This is a genomic window from Caballeronia sp. DA-9, from assembly GCF_051615025.1.
GTDB lineage: Bacteria > Pseudomonadota > Gammaproteobacteria > Burkholderiales > Burkholderiaceae > Caballeronia > Caballeronia sordidicola.
This window is the reverse complement of record NZ_CP195131.1, coordinates 184,954-205,324: the sequence shown is the minus strand read 5'-3', so window position 1 is coordinate 205,324 and position 20,371 is coordinate 184,954. Positions and strand designations below refer to the sequence as shown.

The window sequence follows — 20,371 nt, the reverse complement described above, 5'->3', positions numbered from 1 at the left end:
TGGCGTGGGCGGGGTCCTGCTTTTTAGGGCTTCGCGCGTTCCCTGTTCGTTGGTCCTTTTTAGCACTGCGGCCAATAGCGCTAAAAATATCAACGAACAAAAAACGCGCGACGAGCTAAAAAGCAGGACCCCGTCCGCACCGCCCCCCAAGTGCAAACGAAAACCCCTCTCAAACAAACCGCCGCGCCAGCAAACAAAGAATCTCATACATAAGCGTAGCGGCGACAAGTGCGGTATTCCCGCTAGGATCGTACGGTGGTGAAACTTCCACCACATCCCCTCCGACCCAATTCAAACCGTCCAACCCACGCAGCAGCGCCTGCGTCTCGCGCGTTGTCAGCCCACCAATCTCCGGCGTCCCCGTCCCCGGTGTATAAACCGGATCAAGCCCATCTACATCAAGCGAAAGATACGCTTGACCATCCCCCACGACCTTGCGCGCTTCCTCAATGATCGCACTCACGCCGCGCGCCTCGAACTCTTCAATAAACACCACCCGCATGCCGCTTTCCAGCGAATAACGCCATCCTTCATCCGAATTTTGCGCACCGCGAATGCCAATCTGGATCGTGCGCTTCGGGTCAAGCAGACCGGCTTCAACCGCCCGTCGAAACGGCGCGCCATGCGTGAATCTGGATCCCTTGAAACTGTCCCACGTATCGGTATGAGCATCGATATGCACCATGCCAATAGGCGCCTTCGGCGCCATCGCCTGGAAAATCGGATAAGTAATCGAATGATCGCCGCCCGCACTCAACGCAATCTTGCCGGCCGCAAAAATGGGCTCGAAGAAGCGCCGGATGTCTTCGTGCGAACGCTCGAGATGAAAGAGATCGGTAAAAGGCACATCGCCAATATCGCCGACGCGGCATGCATCGAAGGGATTGAAACGCGTCACATGATGGATGGCGCGCGTCATGCTCGACATGTTGCGGATCTCGCGCGGACCAAAGCGCGCACCAGGACGCGCCGTGACACCGCCATCGAAGGGCACGCCCGCCAGCACGATATCGAGCTCATCGATACTCGTGCAATACGGCACACGCATGAATGTTGGAATGCCGCTGAAACGCGGCAGCGCCATCTGGCTTCTATCAGTGCCGGGCATGATGGTCTCGTCAGAAAGTAGGCGGTGTATTGGTCCACAGCACGCGTGTCACCGTCTCGCCCGGATTGCGGTAACTGTGCGGCACGGTGCTGGGGAAATAGAATGTGTCGCCCGGATGCAGCAGATAACATTCGTCGCCAAGTGTCAGCTCGAACTCGCCTTCGATCACATAGCCAAGTTCCTCGCCCGCGTGGCTGATCTGTTCGTCGCTGCTTGCAAGCGGCTCGATCACGTGAATATCGCTTTGCAGCAACTGTCCGGCAGCCGGCACGATCACGCGCTCGAGCATGATAGAAAGCCGCTTTCCCGCCGATGGAAACTCGGTCGTCGGGCGCTCGCTCGCACGCTGCACCGGCGAGGTGTTGATGTCCGGCCCGGACACGAGCGCGCCCACGTTGGTGGACAACGCCAGCGCAATCTTGTGCAGCGTTGCGAGCGACGGCTGCGCATGACCACCTTCCAGTTTGGACAACATGCTCTCCGAGCAGCCGGCCTGCTCCGCGAGCGCCTTCAGGGTCAGTTGCTTCACCATGCGCGCGTGCTTGAGACGCACGCCCAGCGCCGCAGCCGGATCGGGCTGCACCTCTGCCGGTTTGCCGGCGCTCTGGCGCGCGTTGGCCGATTTGCGTGCTGCGGGAATTTTCGTGGCCACCGGAAGGCTCTTCTAAAAGTTGGAGGGTCTACGCCAGCACCGTGAATTCGACTTCAAGCGGATTGAGCGCATTGATGGGAATAATATCCTGCGGACACGCCGACATCACCACCACACAATCCATCAGCGCCTTGATGTCCACATGATCGCCTGCCTTCGATACCGGCGCGAGCCACTCGATGGAATAGTCCGGCTTAATGGGAATGTTCATCCACAGGTTGAACGGTTGCGGCACTTCGCGTGCGCGCAAGCCAATGGCTTTTAACCCCATGCGCATGTTGTCGGCACAGTTGTCGTGATACCCATGCACGCCGAGATTCTTGTATCGATACAAATCGCAAGCCGCCATCAACGTATCGTGAACGCCTGGAGACGTATCGGCAACGAGTTCGGCAATCGGCCGCCGATGGTTGGTCATCAGCGGATCGCCGGCTTGCGGAATCACCTTGTCCAGCGACGCGCGAGCGTGCTCGAACGAAAGGAATTCGTCGAGGTGATTCGCGTTGAAGATCCACGTGTCGCAGACCTGCGTGCCATGGGTGTTGATGATGCGGATCGTCTGCCCCGCCTTCACGCGAACGGCGCGGCCGTTGCGCGCTGGCACCGTATAGGTCTTGCCGATCTCCGGCGTGCCGTCGGCGGAAATGGGTTCGCGCAGCGTGGCGTTCTCGCCGAGTTCGTGGCTGTTGTCATGATGATGTTCAACGTGCGGCGTGCTCATGGTGACTCCTTCAGTCGTATAAGTTTCAAGGTGCTTCGTTGCAGAGATGGACCAGGCAGTGCGCGAGCGCGCGCGTACCCAGAACGAGGTGATCGTCGCCGGTGGATTCCGCCGGGTTATGGCTGATGCCGCCGCGACTTGGGACGAAGAGCATTGCGCTCGGACAATGCTTCGCGAGATACATGGCGTCGTGGAACGCGCCAGAGGTGATGTTCATTGAAGGCGCTGTTAGCGCGTTGCATGCGTCCTTCACGCGCCGGATGATCGAGGGCGCGAATTCGACCGGCGCATGGGCGAACAGCACTTCACGCGAGACCGCATGACGTTCTACGCATGCGTCCAGCTGTTTGTCGAACGCATGAAGAACAGAGGCGTCCGGATGACGGAAGTCCACGGTGAACGTCACGTCCGATGCAATCGTGTTGATGGAGTTCGGGAGCACGGTCCATCGGCCGAACGTGATGCGGGTGTCATCGCGCCCAAGCTCGTGAGCAAGCGCCGACAACTCCGCGCGCACCGCAAGCGCAAGCGTCATGGCGTCGTGGCGGGCATGCATGGGCGTGGTGCCGGCATGCGCCGCCGCGCCCTTGCAGTGCACCGCGTACCAGCGCACGCCCTGAATGCCCGTGACCACGCCGAGAGGAACATCGGCGAGTTCGAGCAACGGTCCTTGCTCGATATGCAGTTCCATAAACGCATGCGCCTGCGCTTGTACGGGCCGTGTTGCAAGAGAAGGAAACGCGTCACGATGCGCGGCGAGCGCAGCCGCAAGCGTGGTGCCTTCGCTGTCCATTGCTTGCATGTAGCGTTCGATCAATACGGGATCGGTGAATGCACTCGATCCCATCGCGCCGGGTTGAAAACGCGTGCCTTCTTCGTTGGTCCACGCAACCACTTCAAGCGGGCGGCGCGTCCGTATGTTGGCATCGTTCAAAGCGGCTAGGCATTCGAAGCCTGCGAGCACGCCATAGCAGCCGTCGAGTTTTCCGCCGGTGGGTTGCGTATCTATATGGCTGCCGGTCATGACCGGCGGCAGATTCTCCAGCCCCTCCCGACGGAAGAAGAGGTTCGCGCACGCGTCCGTACGCACGCTGCAGCCAAGCGCAAGGGCACGGTCAATCAAGTGGCGGCGCGCGTCAATATCCATCGAAGAAAGCGCAGGCCGATCCACGCCGCCGTCCTCACGCGCGCCGAAACGCGCAAGCGTCTGGATGGAATCAAGCAGACGCGCTGCATTGACGCTGGATGCTGTGCTGAGTGCGTCGTCCTGCATCACTCGGCTCCCACGACTGGTGTCAGGCTGCGATCGAACCATGGCTTGAGAAACTGTTGCAAGCGCGGCGTGCGCGTGTTGCCGAAGATTTGCGCGGGCGGCCCTGCTTCAACGATCTTTCCGGCTTCCATGAACACGACGTGATCCGAGATCTTGGCGGCAAAACTCATCTCGTGCGTGACCATCACCATGGTCATGCCGTCGTGCGCAAGCGAGCGGATCACGCTAAGCACTTCTTCCACGAGTTCGGGATCGAGCGCGGAGGTAGGTTCGTCGAGCAGCATGACTTCCGGTTCTATCGCGAGCGCGCGGGCAATGCCCACGCGCTGCTGCTGTCCGCCGCTCAATGACGCGGGATACGCGTTCGCCTTTTCCACCAAGCCTACGCGCTCGAGCGCCGCATGCGCCTGTTTGCGGGCATCGGCCTTGCCCGCTTTCTTCGACAACACCAGCGGCGCCGCCACATTGCCGAGCACCGTCATGTGCGGCCACAGGTTGAATTGCTGAAAGACCATGGAGACAGGCCGGCGCACTTCCGCGATGCTCTTTTCACTATCGCGGTCACGTTCGGCGCGCCCCGCTGATCTATAACCCAGCAACTGGCCTTTGATCCACACCTCGCCTTCATCGTAGGCTTCGAGGAAGTTCATGCAGCGCAGCGCTGTGGTCTTGCCGGAACCCGAGGGACCAATCAGCGAGACAATTTCGCCGCGCTGCACTTTAAGGTCGATGCCCTTGAGCACACGATTGGCGCCGTACGATTTACCCACGGCGCGAAGTTCGAGAATGGGAAGTGAGCTCATGAGGTCTTTCGCGCAGATGCGATGAACACCGCCGCCCACTTGAAACTGACGGCGACACATTGCGTAAGGAGCCAGTAGCAGATGATCAACATCGCATACGGGCCGATATACGTGTAGGTAGACGAAACAATATCGCTTGCGGTCATTGTCAGTTCGGGCACCGTGATGATGGATGCAACCGCGCTTTCCTTGATGACGAGAATGGTCTGGTTCGCAAGCAAGGGTAAGGCGAAGGCCACGGCCTGAGGCAATTCGATGCTTCGAAACGCCGGCCATCGGCCAATCCCGAACGCGCGCGCCGCTTCCATGTGGCCGCGCGGAATGCTGGCCCAGCCCGCGCGGAAAATCTCCGCGAAATACGCGGCGGAATACACCGCGAGCGACACAATGGTCGCCTGCACGGCGGTCATCGTGATGCCGATGACGGGCAAGCCGAAGTAGACGATCACCAGTTGCGAAAGATAGGGCGTTCCGCGAACGAGCCACACATACACGCGATAAGGCAGGCCGAGCCAGCGCGCATACCGTATGCGCAACGCGTTCAGGGCGAAGCCGCCCAGCGCGCCAATGAGGGCCGCCAGCAAGCTGACTTCGAGCGTGACGAGGATGGCGTCCGCAAAGCGTGGAGTGAGCGCGAGGAAGCTGTTCATGATGGTTTCATGCCCGCCGCGCCATGCGCCGTTCGATCCCGCGTCCGGCCAGGGAAAGCAATGACGTGATCGCCAGGTAAAAGCACGCCGCGAGCGTATAGACTTCGAGCGGCCGATAGCTGACCGAGGACAGTTGCTGCCCGACACGCATCAGGTCGGTCACCGAAATCACCGAGACCACCGCCGACGCCTTGACGATATCGATCATCTCCGAGACCAGCGCCGGCAGCGTCAACGTGACGACCTGGGGAATCTCGATGTGCCATAACGTCTGGCGCCGCGTGAGATTGAAGGTCTGCGCCGCCTCGATTTGCCCGCGTGCAATGGCGGCGAAACCTGTGCCGAGAATCTGCGACTGATAGGCGGCCGTGTTCATCGATAACCCGATCGCCGCCGCGACCACGCCGGGAATTGCCCAGCCGAGACCGGACGGCACGTAATAGAACACGAGCAGTTGCGCGAGCACCGGCGTGCCGCGAAACAGGCTCACGTAAGCACGCGCGGCTGCGGAAAGCGTCCGGCTCTGGCTCGCCGACATCATGTAGATAAAGATGCCCGCGAAAAAACCGCACGCCACCGCGACAGCGGAAAGCCACAGCGTGGTGATCGCGCCATCCAGCAGTTGCGGCAAGTAGCTTGCGCCGCGCGCGAGGAGATCGGGTGGGTTCATGTCGGCGAAGACTGATTACATCGATGGTTCGGGAACCGCGTCCGACGGTACGTCCATGGTCGTGCCGAACCACTTCATTTGCAGCGTCTTCATGGTGCCGTCCTGGTTCGCACGAGCGATGCTCTCGCTAACGAGCTTCAGCAATGCCGCGCTGTCAGCGTCCTTGCGCGCCACCCATGCAAAGTAGCTCTTGGGTCCAATGCTCTGCGGCAGCACGGTGAACACACCCGGACGCGATTTCAGCAAAGGTCCAAGGTTTGCGACCGACTGCGCGACCGCATCCAGACGACCGACCGCAAGGTCGGCATACGCTTCGTCGAAGGCGACGTATTGCTTGATCTGCTTGATGCCCGGACCGCCCGCGGCCTTGAGGCTTTTATCGAGCGCCATGAGTGCCTGCAATTGAGCCGAACCCGTCTGCGAGCCGACGATCTTGCCGTTCAGGTCATTCGGCGATTTGATCGATGCTTCGTTCGAACGCACGAGCACGCCCGCGGTGGCGTCGGCGATTGGCAGCGTGAAAGCGAAATGGCTCGCACGATCCTTGTTCACGGTGACGGCGGTGATCACCATGTCGAAGCGCTTGGCGTCGAGGCCGGGCAGCAAACCCTGGAAGGGGAGATCGAGTTGCTTCAGCTTTACGTCAGGCAGCGACTTCAATACGTACTGCAGCAGGTCCGCGTCGTACCCCACGATCTTGCCGTTTTCGATGGATTCGAACGGCGCATAACGCGCCTCGGTGCCGACCGTTATCTCCTTGTTTGCCTTTACGCGCGCAAGCAGGTCATTGCCTTGCGCGAACCCGGGAATCGACGCAAACAGCGCAAGCGCGCCGGTCATCGACAAGACAAACGTACGAAATGGCTTATGCATGATGCTCCCGTGCGGTCTCGCCGCCATGATGGGTTAGTGAATTATATTCAAGTTACTTGAATTTAATTCACTATGCATGAAGTATGCCATGGGAAGTCGCGTGTTGTGCCGCGTTTCGATGCAGCGCATGTGCACCGAAGTGGGATCCGAAAAGCTTTCAGGCACCGGCAAAGTGCTTGCAATGCACAACATAGGGAAACATCGGGAATGCGTTGAAGCCGGGGCGGAATTTGTGTGCCTGAATTGTCTGAGGTATTTGTTTTGAGTTTTTAATGGGGGCGTGCAGCTAGTGGAGATCAATGTCGCACGTCGCTCTGGCACGGCTTCAGTAGTCATGAAGCTGGCTTTTCCGCCAATCTCCATACTAATTTCCTCTTGTTCGATTTAGTAATGACCCTAAATTTTATTAAATCAGAAGAATGAGATCGTAATGAAAATCTCACAAAATGTCACACTCTTGCGTTCGAGTAATCATTTCGATACGTTTAGAATTCCGCCGCAAAGGCTTATATAGATCCGCCGAATTTGAGACGCGATACTGTGCATTAGAAATCCCTGTCGTCATCAATGGTTCATATATAAGTTGCCGAATTGCATGGATTTTGATATCGCGCGCAATGATCGGTCTGATCCATGCATGAGATGCAACGATTTTTGAATTAATTTGATCGAGTGATTCTTACCGAATATCGAATTATATTTTCATCGTTTGAACAAATACTTATAGTGTAGCGGCGTATCAAGGTTATATCCATTTCGAGTCGCTCGTTCAGTGGATTGCCGCGCGTCTCGCATCACGTCCGATTTGAATCCCGACCACTTCGAATGTGGAGATTGAGCCTATGTCGAAACTCGCTGGCCTTAAGACGGCCACGTCAGTAAGTCGCGCCCTTCAGTACTAATTAATCTGATGAATGAGTCGAGCGGTTGATTAACGGTGGTTTTGTATACGTTAATCCCGCTCACCGCTGTTCGTAGCATGTAAGTGTTCGTTTCCGCGGAAATCATGCTTCTTCTGAAGACGTCAAGCCTCACCGACTTTTTCGTGAGGTTTCCAATCTTTTCCGCTAATCATAAATAATGATAAAACTCAATAAGACATTCCTAATTTGTCTCACGTCCGGCGCAGTGTTGAGCGCATGCGGCGGAGGTGACAGTTCCAGTACCGCAGCAGGAACGAGCAGCACAGCAGCAGCGGTAGCCAGTGCAACCCCTGATTCGGCCAGCGAGGTGACCGCCAACGACAGCAGCGTGATGGCGGCTGCGCGCAGGCGCAGGCCTCCGGCAACGACCACGCCTCCAGCATCGACCACCCCTCCGGCGACGACTACGCCCACGACGCCGGCCACTACCCCGCCAGCCGCTACAGCACCGGCTACTTCGACCGCGGGCGCCATCGTCATGCCGCTCGAAGTCATGGGCGCGGGCAGCGGCGTGGTGGTCACCACCACGCTACCGGTCCCCGCCGGCGCGTCGGCAACCACGCTGACCCTGCGCGTGAACAACCTCTCCTACGACGCCAAGGGCTCCATCCAGATCAACGGCGGCAAATGGATCGACCTCACGAACGCAAACGTGACCGTACTGGGCAACGCAAAACTGTACGGCGGCATTGGCGGCGGCTACGACACCATCAAGCTGAACGTGCCTATATCGGGCGCGATCAACGGCAGCAATGTCATCAATTTCCGTTTCAATACCACCGATGGCGTGAGTTCGGGTTATCGCGTGCTGTCATTCAACCTGCTCGATGCAGCGGGCAATGCGCTGATTGCCGACAGCAATTTCACGCAAGACGATCCGACCAAATGGAGCGCGCCGCTTCCAAACACCGCCGATATTGCCGCCGGTCAGAAGTTATGGCAAAGCGCCACGCTGATCGATTCGCCCATCAATTCGGGCAAGCAACTCAAGGCGCATTGCATGGACTGCCACAGCGCGAGCGGAAACGACTTGTTCAAGTTCAATTACTCGAATAACTCGATTGTCGTTCGAAGCGAATATCACGGCCTGTCGCAGAATCAGGGCTTGCAGATCGCGAGCTATATCCGGAGCCTGGCGAGCACCAATCCCACGCCCGGACCGAAATGCCGTCCGTGGAATCCGCCCTATCAGCCGGGCCCGGGCCTGGATAGCGCGCCGGTGAGCGACTGGACCTGTGGCGCGGGTATTGATGCGGTATCGGAAAATGACCTCGATACACTCGCCACGATATTCCCAAGTGGCGTCAATAAAGCGGCGATATCGACCAAGGGGCAAATCAATCTGCGCGAAATTCCCATTGGCTTCCAGTTACCCGACTGGAATCACTGGGTGCCGCGCATTCACCCGAAAGACGCCTGGGGCGATTACTTCACGAACAGCAACCTGAACAAGGATTACGCGGGCGAGGGCACGGGTTCATCCACCTACAACATGCGCACCCAGCTTGCCAACGGCGGCACGAGCTACGCGCAAGGCAAGACCGGCGACATCTTCAACGACCTCTATTACTGGGGCAGCGAACTGGGCGAGCGGTTCACGCCACCGAACGAAGGCGTGAGCGGCAGCTATACGATTGCGCAGCAGAAGAACCTGTACGGGACCGCGCAGTGGCAGTTGATGAAGTCGTGGGAGCTTGCGCAGGATTTCTCGCTGGAAACGAACTGCCCGACCGCGTGGGTCACCAAGGAGAATGCGCCCAAGGCGGAAAAGCGCGGCTGGTGCGGATACTGGCGCTTCGTCTTCAACGTGTCGCCGCACATCCAGGGTTTTCCGGCCGACAACAGCATGTTCGGCAGCGCGGTGGCGCATTACGTGAAGGCCAACCAGTGGTACTACCTGCAGATCCTGCTCAATCCGGGTTCGGGCGCACACAACGTGCACCTGCCGACCGACTGGCAATACGCGTACGGCCTGCTCAACAACCTGCTGCAAAGCAGCGGGCGGCCGGAGCCGATCCGCAACTTCCTCTACGTGCTCAAGGGCGCACAGGAAATGGATAACGGCGTGGGCGTAACCGATGTCACGCGCGGCTGGACCATTCGCGACAGCAGCCCGCTCGATGTCTGGAACGGCGGTCAGAACGGCGTCTGGAAGGGCACGAGCCCGGCCACGGAGCAGGCGGTGGTCAACGCGTTCCTGTCGAACTGGATGGACACCACGACGAGCTTCAACATCACCACGTGGCAGCGCGAGGGGGCGGCCAATGCGGTGGCGGGCGAGACGACGTGCGGCTGGAGCATGCGCAGCCTGTGCGCGATTGGCTATGTTCACGGGACGGTATCGGGCGGCACGACGGAGAACTTCCCGACGTGGACGTGGAACCAGATTCCGCAGATGCTGGGCGAAGGCATCGACAAGACGCAGGTGAACCGTCTGTCGACGTGGTTGAACACGGCGTATCCGAGCGGTAACTATCTGAGTTTGATCAGGAACTGATCGATAGATAGCGGCATATAGGCAGGGCATAACGCGAGGCTTCCGGCAGGTCGGAGCCTCGCGTTTTTTTATTCCCGCAAGCGCTTGCTCAAACCGTTGCCGTGTTTGCTGTCACCGTCCGCAGCCGCTTCAGCGCTTCGCCATTTTCCCGGAACAGATGCGTGTGGCGCAGGTTGAAACCTGCGTCGATGGAGTGCCCGTCAGCCGCTGTCGATTCTCCTGAGCCTTTCACCTGGATCAGAACGTCTCCATCCAGGTTCACATGCAGCAAGGTTTCCCCGCCAAGGTGCTCGACCACCATTACCGTACCCGTCAGCTTCCCTTCCGCGCCGCTTGCGGGCGTCTCCATCAGATGCTCCGGGCGAATCCCGAAGCTCAGCGTGTCGTCGGCTTTTACACCATCTGCTGCGAACGGCAACGCAATAGACGCGCCTCCGGGCAACCCGATCGTTACCCCCATGGCGTCGGCGCGCTGAACCTTCGCGGGCAGGAAATTCATCTTCGGCGATCCGATAAACCCGGCAACGAAGCGGTTCACCGGCGATCTATAAAGCTCGAGCGGTGAGCCGACCTGTTCGACCTTACCGTGATTCAACACCACAATCCGGTCAGCCATGGTCATGGCTTCGGTCTGGTCGTGCGTCACGTAGATCATGGTTGCATTGAGCTGCTTATGCAGCTTGATCAACTCAAGCCGCATCTGCACGCGCAATGCGGCGTCGAGATTGGACAAGGGTTCGTCGAAAAGAAACACCTTGGGTTCGCGCACGATCGATCGTCCGATTGCAACCCGCTGGCGCTGGCCACCCGACAATGCGCGCGGCTTGCGGTCGAGCAATTGCTCGATCTGAAGAATTTGCGCGGCGCGCTGCACACGCTCCTTGATCTGCGCTTCGGGCAGCTTGATCATCCGCAGTCCGAACGCAATGTTTTCGTACACCGACATATGCGGATACAACGCGTATGACTGAAACACCATCGCCACGCCGCGTTGCGACGGTTCGAGCTCCGTGACGTCTTCCCCGCCAATCAGTACTTGCCCCGAGTCGCTGCGTTCAAGGCCGGCAATGGTGCGCAGCAATGTGGACTTGCCGCACCCGGAAGGGCCGACGAACACCATGAATTCGCGGTCGGTCACTTCAATGTCGACGCTCTTCAGCACCTCCATGCCGGCAAACGCCTTGCGGATCTGATGCAATTGAACTGCACTCATGCGTGTCTCCTGCAGATGCCCGATACCGAGGATTGGACTCGAGCAATGTTACGCGCGTTGCAGCGGTCCTGCCTTGCAACGCAGCAAGCGGTGCTTGTCGAATTTGTTCTTGACAACCTGTTCGCGTCCAAATATACAATTGTAAAACTGAAATTACAAGTGAAACGACGGTGGTGAAACCGCGTGAAGACCGTAGGCAGGAACGCAGCACAAGTCGGACCTTCAGCACGCTTGAACGGCTCAACCGGCCTTGAGCGCTTTGGGCATTTTAAAAAGAACTACCCAGGAGACAGGCATGAAGAAGCAATGCACACAGGTGGCGGCGTTCGCGCTGCTGGGCGTTACGGCATCCTTGCTAACGGTATCGAATGCGTCGGCGTGGACGCTGAAGGAAGCTGCCGAGCCTTATTCCGGCACGACCATCAAGGCTATCTTTCTTGACCGGCCAGGTTACAAGGCGGCATCGAAATTGATTCCCCAGTTCGAGAAAGAAACCGGCATCAAGGTGCGCACTGAGGTTATCCCTTACGAGAACACCCGTGAAAAGCAGGTGCTCAATTTCGTGGGCGGCGGCGACCAGGACGTGGTGCTGGTCGACGTGGTCTGGATCGGCGAATTTGCGAGCAACAAGTGGCTCGTGCCCATCAAGACGTTCACGGACAACCCCAAGCTCGCGGACCCCAAGCTGAACCTGCCGGGCTTCTTTCCCATTCTTCTGGATTCGTTCGGAACGTGGGACAAGACCACTTACGGTCTTCCGTTCGATAACTACTCGGGCCTGATGTTCTACAACAAATGCATGTTGAAGGACGCGGGTTTCAGCGAACCGCCGAAGACATGGGACGAATTGCTCAACGTCTACGCGCCGAAGCTGACCAAGCCCGACAAGAACCAGTTCGCGTACGCGCTGCAATCGCGGCGCGGCGAAACGCAATCCGCAGACAGTTTCATGCGCATGCTGTGGCCCAACGGCGGCTCGTTGCTCGATGCGAAGTTCAAGTCGAACCTGATGTCGCAGCAATCGCAGGCGGGCCTCGAGTATCGGCAAAAGCTGATGAAGTACATGCCGCCGGGCATTGTGGACTATGACCATGCGGAGGCCGTGAACGCGCTTGCGCAAGGGCAGGTTGCAATGATCACGGAATGGTCCGCGTTCTACCCGACCCTCACCGATCCCAGCAAATCCAAGATCGGCAATTGTCTTGCGATCACAACCGAGCCAAAAGGTCCGGCCGGACTCAAGCCCGCGCTTGGCGGATTTTCGCTCGCGGTGAATGCGAAGTCGAATGCGAAGAAGCAGGCGGCCTCGTGGTTGTTCATCCAGTGGATCACGTCCGAAGAAATGGCCAGACCGTATCTGGATGCGGGCGGTGTCAGCGGCCGCACCGCGGTCTACAAGGAAGCGGACGTGCAGAGCAAGTATCCGTTCGTTAAGCCCATGGTGGAGTCGTGGCAAGGCGGGGTGCCTGACTACCGGCCGCGTTTCCCGGAATGGCCTGCTGTGTCCGAAGTGATCGGCGAGTGGGGCAGCAAGATCATGCTTGGCCAGGTGTCGGTGAAGGACGGTGCGCAGACCATTGGCACGAAGACGGAAGACATATTGAAGAAGGCGGGTTACTACGACGGCAAGAAGCCTTTGCTCAAGTAAGCACCGAGCGAGGTATCGCAGGTGCGATGCCTTGCTTCACTAAAGCTGTACCCGGCCACCCCGCGGAGACGCTTCATGCTCAAGACCACGGTTCCACCAGCGACAGGCGTAACGCGTCCATCCTCGCGTCCGCCCCCGCGCGCGCGTTTTCGCTTCGTGCCGCGTTCGCCCGCGTTCTGGTTCTTGTTTCCTGCCGTCGCTGCGCTGGCGATCATCGGCATCTATCCGCTGCTGCTCGCGGTCTACAACTCGTTTCATCAGTACAAGCTCGCGGACCTGGCTTCCGGCACACCGTTTGTCGGTCTGGGCAACTACGTCGCCACGCTTACTGATCCATCGTTCTGGGGCGCGCTCGGGCGCACTGTGTTATTCCTCTGCCTGACCTTGCCCATCGAGATTGCGTTCGGCCTGTTTGCTGCATTGATGCTGCATCGCACGGCATTGCCGTGGCTGCGTGTTGCGGCGCGCGTCGGCCTCGTGATTCCAATGGCGACCACGTATGCGGTCGTTGGACTGATCGGCCGCCTGATCTTCAACCGGCAGTTCGGCGTGGTCAACTATTTGCTGAGCTTCTTCGGCATTGCGCCGCTCGACTGGCTGGCTGACCCAACGCTCGCATTCGTCTCCGTGATGATCATGGACATCTGGCAATGGACGCCGTTCTGCGCGCTGATCCTGTTGGCCGGTCTCGCCATGGTGCCGACAGAAGCGGAAGAAGCCGCGCGCCTGGAAACGCCGAAGTGGAGCAAGATCCTGTGGCATTTGCAGCGGCCGTATCTGTTGCCGGGACTCACCGCCATCCTGATCCTGCGTTCCGCCGACATGCTCAAGATGTTCGATGCAGTGTTCACCATGACACGCGGCGGCCCCGGCACCGCGACCGAGTTCATCAGCATCTATATCCAGCGCGTCGCGTTCCGTCTCTTCGATCAAGGCATGGCGTCCGCCCAGGCGGTGCTGCTGCTGATCCTCACGATCGTGTTGTCGCGGCTCTACATTCGTTTTGTTTATCGGGAGGCCGTGTGAGCACATCCACATCATCGACGGCGGACACCGCAGCCATCGCGCCGCTTTCGTCGCGCGCCCGACGCGCCAGGAATGCACGGCGTCGTGCAACGGTATGGCATGTGATCGGCTTGCTGATCGTGTTCCTCACGTCCGTGTTTCCGTTCTACTGGATGGTCACGACGAGCCTCAAGAGCCAGGCCGACGCACTCGCGGTGCCGCCGGTGTGGGTCTTCACGCCGACGCTCGCGCATTACACTGACGCGCTCTTCGAGCATGATGTCGCGGCGAGTCTGCTGAACTCGTTGATTGTCGCAAGCAGCGCGACGTTCCTCTCCATCCTGCTCGGCACGCCCGCGGCGTATGCGCTTGCTCGCTTCGAATTTCGCGGCAAGGAAGACCTCTGGTTCTGGTTCATATCGAACCGCATGGTGAGTCCTGTCGTGCTGGCGGTGCCGTTCTTCCTGATCGCAACGAAGCTCGATCTTGTCGATACGCATCTCGTGCTGATCCTGCTTTACCTCACATTCTCGCTGCCGATTGTCGTATGGATCTGCACGGATCAGTTCCGCAATATCCCGGTCGAACTCGACGAAGCCGCGCGTCTCGACGGTGCTTCGCCGTGGCGCATTTTCTGGCGCATCAACTTGCCGCTGGCCATGCCCGGCATTGTGGTCTCCGCGATCTTCGCATTCATCTTTTCATGGAACGACTTGCTGTATGCGCTGGTGCTCACGCGTACCGACGCCATCACCTCTCCCGTTGCAGCGACGAGCTACATGAGCGGATACGAATTGCCGTGGGGCGAAATCATGGCGACCGGCACGCTGATCGTGCTGCCGATGGTCGTCTTCGCGCTGGCGGTATCGGGCCGGCTCGTGCAGGGGCTGACCATGGGCGCGGTGAAATGAAAGGTGCCGTGCAGGGCGGTGCAAGCATGGGTGGATTACCATCGCGCCGTCCTTATCGAAACCCATCACGCACATGAACAAGTCCGCACCGCCCGCCGTCACCGCGCTCGCCGAACCCTCTGTGGATACCGAAGAGGAGTTGCAGGCGCGCGTGGCGTGGCACTACTACGTCGGCAACCTCACGCAACAGGAGATTGCGCAGCGCATTGGCAGCAATCGCGTGCGCGTGAACCGGCTGCTCGCCGCGAGCCGCGAATCCGGCATGGTGCAGATCACCATCAACAGCCGGCTCGCGCCGTGTGTCGCGCTCGAAGAAGCGCTCACCAAACGCTTCGGCCTGGAAGCCGCGGTCGTGGTTCCGACCGGCGCCAATAACGAAGCGAACATGGCTGCGATCGGGATTGGTGGCGCGAACTATCTCGCGCGTCAGATCGCGGCCGGGCAGGCCATCGGCCTTGGCTGGGGACGCACGATCCGCGCTGTGTTGCGCGCGTTGCCGCAACGCGCCTACGGGCCGGTATCGGCGGTGTCGCTGCAAGGCGGGCTGTCGCATTGCCCGAGCATCAACACGTTCGATATTGTCTCGGACTTCGCGAACCTGTGCCAGGCGGACGGTTTCCTGTTCGCGGCGCCTATTTACGTGAGCAGCCAGAAAGTGCGCGACATGCTGTTGCAGGAAGACGCGGTACGCGAGACCTATGAGCGCGCGCGCCAGTCGGATCTGGCATTGCTGACCTGCGGCGATCTGACGGAATCGCTCGTGGTGACCTATGGCGTCAACGATCCCGAACAGGTGCGCGCGCTTGAAAAAGCGGGCGCGGTGGGCGACATGCTCGGGCACTTCATGGACGCGGATGGCGAGGCTATCGATCATCCGCTGAACCGCCGCACGGTTGCAATCACGCTTGAAGACCTGCGCAAGATCCGCCGCGTGGTGCTGGTAAGCGGCGGCGCGAAAAAATTTGCGGTCACGCGCGCCGCGTTGCGCGGGCGTTATCCGTCGGTGCTGGTGACAGACGAAGAGACCGCGCGCCGTCTCTGCGATGAACCTTGAGAAGATCATGAACGTGGATCGTAATCGCGAGTTTGAAGGCAGGACGGTGCTGATCACCGGCGCGGGCAAAGGCATTGGCTACGCGAGCGCGCGTCTGATGGCGGAGCGCGGCGCGTACGTGGTCGCGCTGAGCCGGTCGCAAGCCGATCTGGATGCGTTGAGCGCGCTGATCGATTGCAAGACGGTTGCAGTCGATCTGGAAGACGCGGCAGTGGCATTGAAAGCGGCACGCGAAGCGCAGCCGGTGGATTTGCTCGTGAACTGCGCGGGCATTGTCGATCTCGAGCCCTTCCTCGACGCGACCACGGAATCGTTCGATCGCACCATGGCCGTCAACGTTCGCGCCGCAATGGTCGTCGCCCAGGAATGCGCACGCAGCATGATCGCCAGAGGGAAGGGCGGCGCGATTGTGAATGTGTCGAGCATCGCGGCGCAAGTCGGAACACCCTTGCACGCTTCGTATTGCGCATCGAAGGCCGCGCTCGATGCACTGAGCCGCGTGATGGCGGTCGAACTCGGCGTGCACGGCATCCGCGTGAACACGGTCAATCCGGTTGTCACGCTCACGCCTATGGCGGAAAAAGTCTGGAGCGAACCCGCCAGGTCGAATTCCATGCTGGCCCGTATTCCATTGCGTCGATTCGTACAGCCCGAAGAAGCGGCGCGCACGATCGCGTATTTGCTCAGCGACGATTCAAGCATGGTCAATGGCGTAAGCCTTGCACTGGACGGCGGTTTTCAAGCCGGCTGAAGTTTTTTATCCACGTTACCCCTTTGCAGAGGGCTTCAATCATGGAAGCACTGGTTCTTGAAGAAGCGCGGCGCATCAGCTTGCGTCCGTTCACGTTGCCGCAAGCCGTGGGGCCGCGCGACGTGCGCATCCAGATCAATACGGTCGGCATTTGCGGCAGCGACATTCACTATTATCAGCATGGCCGCATTGGACCGTTTGTCGTGAACGAACCCATGGTGCTCGGGCACGAAGCGGCGGGCACGGTGATCCAGATCGGCGACGAAGTCACGCATCTGAAAGCGGGTGATCGCGTCTGCATGGAGCCGGGCGTACCCGATATGGAATCACGCGCCTCGCGCGAGGGCATGTATAACCTCGACCCGAGCGTGCGCTTCTGGGCAACGCCGCCGGTTCATGGATGCCTCACGCCGTTCGTGGTGCATCCCGCGGCGTTCACGTTCAAGTTGCCCGACAACGTGAGCTTTGGCGAGGGCGCCATCGTCGAACCCCTGGCTATCGGCATGCAGGCCGCGACCAAGGCGAAGATAAAACCGGGGGATGTAGCCGTTATTCTCGGCGCGGGCACAATTGGAATGATGTGTGCGCTGGCGGCTCTTGCCGGCGGTTGCAGCCGCGCGATCGTGTGCGACCTCGTGCCGGAGAAACTTGAATTGATAGGCGGCGTGCAGGGCGTGACCGCCGTGAATATTCGCGATCGCAAGGTCAAGGACGTCGTCGCCGAACTCACCGGCGGCTGGGGCGCTAACATTGTCTTCGAAGCAAGCGGCAACGAAAAGGCGTTCGATGGCATTGTCGACCTGCTGTGCCCGGGCGGCTGCATCGTTCTGGTAGGCATGCCGCAGCATCCGGTTCCTATCGATATAGTCGCCGTGCAGATCAAGGAAGCGCGTTTGGAATCGGTGTTCCGCTACGCCAACATGTTCCCGCGCGCCATCCAGTTGATCGCGTCGGGCCGGCTTGATGTGAAGCCGTTCATCTCGCGCTCGTTCGCATTCGCGGACGGCATCAAGGCCTTCGAAGAAGCGGCGAGCGGCAATCCGTCCGACGTCAAGGTTCAGATCGTCATGGAGTAGGCGTCACTTCCATTGAACGAGTAACGGACCTTCGCTTCCCGATACGGGGTCGCTGCGTGGAAACGGCAACGCTTCCATTGCAGCGATTTCTTCCTTCGACAAAGCGTCGCGCCGGATGTCCCATTGCTGCCCTTCCGGGTACGCGCCGACAACTTGAAAGCGTCCTTCCGTCGATTGAAGACAATGGCCCGTTCCGGCTGGAAGCAGCACCACGTCGCCGGCTTCGAACGAGATCACGTCGCCGCCCGGACCGCCGATAATCACGTTCCCTTTCCCCGATATCACCGCGAGCGCTTCATGCGCCGTGGAATGAAAATGGTGGTAATCGAAAATGCTGTCGCGCCACTGCGGCGGCCATTCGTTGCGCGTGAACAGCGCCTCGAAGGTCTTGCCGAGATCTTTCGTCGATGGATCGAGCGCACGCCGGTAGATCAGCACCGGCAAGCGGCTGTTGTTCGGCACCCATTCACGCGGCGCGAGCCTGAGCGCCTCATACGAAACGTCTGCCGGATGAAGCGTCGATTCACGATCGTGTTTCATGAAAACTCCTTGATTCGAGGGTCGGTAAAGACAACGCATTCACGAACGCGCGGCCTTTACATAGCGTGCAATGAATGTCCTGGTTTCGCCGTCTGGAAATGAAACGGCAACGCGGTCGCCGCTCACGAGTTCCACTTTGCCGGCGCCGTACTTGCGCACCTGAACCGCATCGCCGGGATGCCACGTTTTGACGGCGCGCCCGGGTGTTGACGCAGGCTGCTGCAGTTCGCGCGGGCTTGGCATGACCGTAGGCGGTGAAACACAGTTGTCGCATTTGCAGCAGACGCCGCCATCGAGTTCATCGGGCATGCTGGATGTCGAGCCATGCAAACGCGCCGCATCGAGATGGGCGTGAAAATAATCGAGCAGGATGCGCCATCTGCATTGGCCGCTTTGCGCGTAACCGATCATTCGCTCCAGCACTTCGCGATCATGCGCCGCCATCGCGGTAAAGCGTTGAGCGGCCTCCTCCATGTCATGCGGCACGCCGTCACTCAGAACGGTCACGGCGCCCTTGCTCGTGCGTCGCAGTATCCGCATGTCCTGCAGCACCGACAATATCGTTCGCAGCTTGTTCACGCCAATGTCCGGCAGTGCTTCGTGCAATGCGTCCACAGGTGCATGGATGGTCTTGCGTTCGCTCTCACGCGCGAGCCGGCGCAAGGCGTCGGCACAACGCGCGAGTGTCTCGGCGCCCGGATACCGGCCGCTCAGAAAGAACTGCTGCACCTGCTTGTCCTTCAATTCGAACAACAGAATGCAGTGCGCCTCGCCGCCGTCGCGTCCCGCTCGCCCCGCCTCCTGATAGTAGGCTTCGAGGCTGCCCGGCATCTGATGATGAATGACAAAACGAATGTCAGGCTTGTCGATACCCATGCCGAATGCATTGGTCGCCACCATCACACGGCAGCGGTTTTCCATGAACGCATCTTGCGCGGCCGTGCGCTCCGAAGCGGACATCCTGCCGTTGTACCGCTCGGCTTCTATCCCCGCTTCCACGAGTTCCACATGAACCGCGTTGCATTCCGCAACCGTCGAGCAATAGACAATGCCCGTGCCATCCAGCGCCGCGATCCGTTCGAGCAAGCGCGTTCGTTTCTCTCGCGGATTGGTCAACTGTTCGACCGCGAACCGCAGGTTGTCGCGATACACCCCGGTGTTGATGACCTGCGCGTCTTTCATATCGAGTTCGCGCAGAATGTCCGCGACGACCGCGGGCGTGGCGGTTGCCGTAAGCGCCAGAACGGGCGGCCTGCCGAGCGCCTTGATGGATTGCAGCATTTCCACGAAAGCCGGACGGAAGTCATGGCCCCATTGCGATATGCAATGCGCCTCGTCGATCACGATCAACTGGACTTCGGGCTTGCCGTCCTTGTCGCGCTCGTTGAGCATCTCGACGAAATCGGCCTTCGCCAGCCGCTCGGGCGTCAGGAACAAGAAGCGGCTGTCGCCTGAATCGATATCGCGAATCGCCTGCCGTTCCTCCTCAGCCGAAAGCCCGCTGTGCAGCGCAACGGCCGCAATGCCGGATTCGCGCAGCTTGTCCGATTGATCCTTCATCAGCGATATGAGCGGCGACACCACGAGCGTCAAGCCGCCAAGCTGCAACGCCGGAAGCTGGTAGCACAGCGACTTGCCGGCCCCCGTTGGCATGACGGCGAGCGTGTCGCGGCCGTCCATGACGCTGCGTATGACCTGCTCCTGGCCGGGTCGCAGTGCATCGAGACCAAAGACATCTCGCAACGAAGCGTTCAAGCGTTTTTTCAGCGTGCCTTGAAGGAGTTCGCTGAGGGGTTTATCCAGCTTTGTCTCGGTCGTCACGGGATGCCTGCGGTGGTGGAGGAAACGGTCTGCCTTTCCCTAAAGCATTTAGCAAACCCGATGCCGCCTCATATATTCGCTTCCAAATTGGATGCTGTTAGCTGTCATATTGCTTTCATTAATGAAACTTACACTTCGCCTTCATCGCGTATCGGTGAATTCAAAAACCGGGCGCGGCCCAC

19 protein-coding genes are annotated in these 20,371 nt (G+C 59.5%); 7 read left to right on the top strand and 12 right to left on the bottom strand.

Annotation, left to right across the window (positions count from 1 at the left end; translation table 11 throughout):
• Window positions 1-169: 169 nt before the first annotated feature.
• The 9 genes from speB to ACRWA7_RS00860 all read right to left on the bottom strand — a co-directional run bounded on the left by speB (window position 170) and on the right by ACRWA7_RS00860 (window position 8,153).
• On the bottom strand, window positions 170-1,108 hold the full coding sequence (speB, locus tag ACRWA7_RS00900) for an agmatinase (protein ID WP_438390674.1): 939 nt from the start codon (window positions 1,106-1,108) through the stop codon (window positions 170-172).
• Between the two features lie 10 nt (window positions 1,109-1,118).
• A complete protein-coding gene (locus tag ACRWA7_RS00895; RefSeq protein ID WP_438391019.1) occupies window positions 1,119-1,640 on the bottom strand; it encodes a helix-turn-helix domain-containing protein in 522 nt (173 codons plus the stop codon).
• Between the two features lie 148 nt (window positions 1,641-1,788).
• A complete protein-coding gene (locus tag ACRWA7_RS00890) occupies window positions 1,789-2,481 on the bottom strand; it encodes a DUF1989 domain-containing protein (RefSeq protein WP_438390673.1) in 693 nt (230 codons plus the stop codon).
• A gap of 25 nt (window positions 2,482-2,506) precedes the next feature.
• A complete protein-coding gene (locus tag ACRWA7_RS00885; protein ID WP_438390672.1) occupies window positions 2,507-3,754 on the bottom strand; it encodes a M20 family metallo-hydrolase in 1,248 nt (415 codons plus the stop codon).
• A complete protein-coding gene (locus ACRWA7_RS00880) occupies window positions 3,754-4,557 on the bottom strand; it encodes an amino acid ABC transporter ATP-binding protein (RefSeq protein WP_438390671.1) in 804 nt (267 codons plus the stop codon). The genes ACRWA7_RS00885 and ACRWA7_RS00880 overlap by 1 nt, the downstream gene beginning before the upstream one ends.
• Complete coding sequence (locus tag ACRWA7_RS00875; RefSeq protein ID WP_438390670.1) at window positions 4,554-5,207, bottom strand: amino acid ABC transporter permease; 654 nt, start codon at window positions 5,205-5,207, stop codon at window positions 4,554-4,556. The genes ACRWA7_RS00880 and ACRWA7_RS00875 overlap by 4 nt, the downstream gene beginning before the upstream one ends.
• 7 nt (window positions 5,208-5,214) lie before the next feature.
• Window positions 5,215-5,877: an amino acid ABC transporter permease gene (locus ACRWA7_RS00870; RefSeq protein WP_060859114.1), complete on the bottom strand. Its 663-nt coding sequence runs from the start codon at window positions 5,875-5,877 to the stop codon at window positions 5,215-5,217.
• Window positions 5,878-5,892: 15 nt separating this feature from the next.
• Window positions 5,893-6,750 carry a transporter substrate-binding domain-containing protein gene (locus tag ACRWA7_RS00865; protein ID WP_438390669.1) on the bottom strand — a complete coding sequence of 286 codons (858 nt, stop codon included), beginning with the start codon at window positions 6,748-6,750 and terminating at the stop codon, window positions 5,893-5,895.
• Between the two features lie 1,067 nt (window positions 6,751-7,817).
• The gene (locus ACRWA7_RS00860; RefSeq protein WP_438390668.1) at window positions 7,818-8,153 is read right to left on the bottom strand and encodes a hypothetical protein; all 336 of its coding nucleotides are present in this window, start codon (window positions 8,151-8,153) and stop codon (window positions 7,818-7,820) included.
• Between ACRWA7_RS00860 and ACRWA7_RS00855 the strand changes: the two genes are divergently transcribed.
• Entirely contained in the window at window positions 8,152-10,170 is a 2,019-nt protein-coding gene (locus tag ACRWA7_RS00855; RefSeq protein ID WP_438390667.1) for a hypothetical protein, read from the top strand. The two genes, ACRWA7_RS00860 and ACRWA7_RS00855, sit on opposite strands and share 2 nt — an antisense overlap.
• Before the next feature lie 88 nt (window positions 10,171-10,258).
• Here ACRWA7_RS00855 and ACRWA7_RS00850 read toward each other — a convergent pair whose 3' ends face one another.
• Complete coding sequence (locus ACRWA7_RS00850; RefSeq protein ID WP_438390666.1) at window positions 10,259-11,383, bottom strand: ABC transporter ATP-binding protein; 1,125 nt, start codon at window positions 11,381-11,383, stop codon at window positions 10,259-10,261.
• Window positions 11,384-11,678: 295 nt separating this feature from the next.
• Here ACRWA7_RS00850 and ACRWA7_RS00845 point away from each other — a divergent pair, with 295 nt between their 5' ends.
• From ACRWA7_RS00845 to ACRWA7_RS00820, 6 genes are all read left to right on the top strand, one after another.
• On the top strand, window positions 11,679-13,031 hold the full coding sequence (locus ACRWA7_RS00845; RefSeq protein WP_438390665.1) for an ABC transporter substrate-binding protein: 1,353 nt from the start codon (window positions 11,679-11,681) through the stop codon (window positions 13,029-13,031).
• 75 nt (window positions 13,032-13,106) lie between these two features.
• Window positions 13,107-14,057, top strand: a complete 951-nt coding sequence (locus ACRWA7_RS00840; protein ID WP_082850669.1) for a carbohydrate ABC transporter permease — start codon at window positions 13,107-13,109, stop codon at window positions 14,055-14,057.
• Window positions 14,054-14,947: a carbohydrate ABC transporter permease gene (locus ACRWA7_RS00835; RefSeq protein WP_438390664.1), complete on the top strand. Its 894-nt coding sequence runs from the start codon at window positions 14,054-14,056 to the stop codon at window positions 14,945-14,947. Before ACRWA7_RS00840 ends, ACRWA7_RS00835 begins: the two co-directional genes overlap by 4 nt.
• A gap of 73 nt (window positions 14,948-15,020) precedes the next feature.
• The gene (locus ACRWA7_RS00830) at window positions 15,021-16,001 is read left to right on the top strand and encodes a sugar-binding transcriptional regulator (RefSeq protein WP_438390663.1); all 981 of its coding nucleotides are present in this window, start codon (window positions 15,021-15,023) and stop codon (window positions 15,999-16,001) included.
• 7 nt (window positions 16,002-16,008) lie between these two features.
• The gene (locus tag ACRWA7_RS00825; protein WP_438390662.1) at window positions 16,009-16,752 is read left to right on the top strand and encodes an SDR family oxidoreductase; all 744 of its coding nucleotides are present in this window, start codon (window positions 16,009-16,011) and stop codon (window positions 16,750-16,752) included.
• Between the two features lie 41 nt (window positions 16,753-16,793).
• Window positions 16,794-17,828 carry an NAD(P)-dependent alcohol dehydrogenase gene (locus ACRWA7_RS00820; RefSeq protein ID WP_438390661.1) on the top strand — a complete coding sequence of 345 codons (1,035 nt, stop codon included), beginning with the start codon at window positions 16,794-16,796 and terminating at the stop codon, window positions 17,826-17,828.
• Window positions 17,829-17,831: 3 nt separating this feature from the next.
• Here ACRWA7_RS00820 and ACRWA7_RS00815 read toward each other — a convergent pair whose 3' ends face one another.
• Window positions 17,832-18,368, bottom strand: a complete 537-nt coding sequence (locus ACRWA7_RS00815; protein WP_438390660.1) for a cupin domain-containing protein — start codon at window positions 18,366-18,368, stop codon at window positions 17,832-17,834.
• Between the two features lie 39 nt (window positions 18,369-18,407).
• Window positions 18,408-20,189 carry a RecQ family ATP-dependent DNA helicase gene (locus tag ACRWA7_RS00810; RefSeq protein ID WP_438390659.1) on the bottom strand — a complete coding sequence of 594 codons (1,782 nt, stop codon included), beginning with the start codon at window positions 20,187-20,189 and terminating at the stop codon, window positions 18,408-18,410.
• Window positions 20,190-20,371: the final 182 nt, after the last annotated feature.

What these genes read in the sequence shown, in the direction of transcription:
- ACRWA7_RS00885 (WP_438390672.1), bottom strand. Translation starts at nt 3,754, where the DNA reads ATGCAGGACGACGCACTCAGCACAGCATCCAGCGTCAATGCAGCGCGT.
- ACRWA7_RS00895 (WP_438391019.1), bottom strand. Translation starts at nt 1,640, where the DNA reads ATGGTGAAGCAACTGACCCTGAAGGCGCTCGCGGAGCAGGCCGGCTGC.
- ACRWA7_RS00875 (WP_438390670.1), bottom strand. Translation starts at nt 5,207, where the DNA reads ATGAACAGCTTCCTCGCGCTCACTCCACGCTTTGCGGACGCCATCCTC.
- speB (WP_438390674.1), bottom strand. Translation starts at nt 1,108, where the DNA reads ATGCCCGGCACTGATAGAAGCCAGATGGCGCTGCCGCGTTTCAGCGGC.
- ACRWA7_RS00845 (WP_438390665.1), top strand. Translation starts at nt 11,679, where the DNA reads ATGAAGAAGCAATGCACACAGGTGGCGGCGTTCGCGCTGCTGGGCGTT.
- ACRWA7_RS00890 (WP_438390673.1), bottom strand. Translation starts at nt 2,481, where the DNA reads ATGAGCACGCCGCACGTTGAACATCATCATGACAACAGCCACGAACTC.
- ACRWA7_RS00880 (WP_438390671.1), bottom strand. Translation starts at nt 4,557, where the DNA reads ATGAGCTCACTTCCCATTCTCGAACTTCGCGCCGTGGGTAAATCGTAC.
- ACRWA7_RS00820 (WP_438390661.1), top strand. Translation starts at nt 16,794, where the DNA reads ATGGAAGCACTGGTTCTTGAAGAAGCGCGGCGCATCAGCTTGCGTCCG.
- ACRWA7_RS00850 (WP_438390666.1), bottom strand. Translation starts at nt 11,383, where the DNA reads ATGAGTGCAGTTCAATTGCATCAGATCCGCAAGGCGTTTGCCGGCATG.
- ACRWA7_RS00860 (WP_438390668.1), bottom strand. Translation starts at nt 8,153, where the DNA reads ATGACGATGGCGCCCGCGGTCGAAGTAGCCGGTGCTGTAGCGGCTGGC.
- ACRWA7_RS00825 (WP_438390662.1), top strand. Translation starts at nt 16,009, where the DNA reads ATGAACGTGGATCGTAATCGCGAGTTTGAAGGCAGGACGGTGCTGATC.
- ACRWA7_RS00830 (WP_438390663.1), top strand. Translation starts at nt 15,021, where the DNA reads ATGAACAAGTCCGCACCGCCCGCCGTCACCGCGCTCGCCGAACCCTCT.
- ACRWA7_RS00855 (WP_438390667.1), top strand. Translation starts at nt 8,152, where the DNA reads ATGCCGCTCGAAGTCATGGGCGCGGGCAGCGGCGTGGTGGTCACCACC.
- ACRWA7_RS00870 (WP_060859114.1), bottom strand. Translation starts at nt 5,877, where the DNA reads ATGAACCCACCCGATCTCCTCGCGCGCGGCGCAAGCTACTTGCCGCAA.
- ACRWA7_RS00815 (WP_438390660.1), bottom strand. Translation starts at nt 18,368, where the DNA reads ATGAAACACGATCGTGAATCGACGCTTCATCCGGCAGACGTTTCGTAT.
- ACRWA7_RS00840 (WP_082850669.1), top strand. Translation starts at nt 13,107, where the DNA reads ATGCTCAAGACCACGGTTCCACCAGCGACAGGCGTAACGCGTCCATCC.
- ACRWA7_RS00865 (WP_438390669.1), bottom strand. Translation starts at nt 6,750, where the DNA reads ATGCATAAGCCATTTCGTACGTTTGTCTTGTCGATGACCGGCGCGCTT.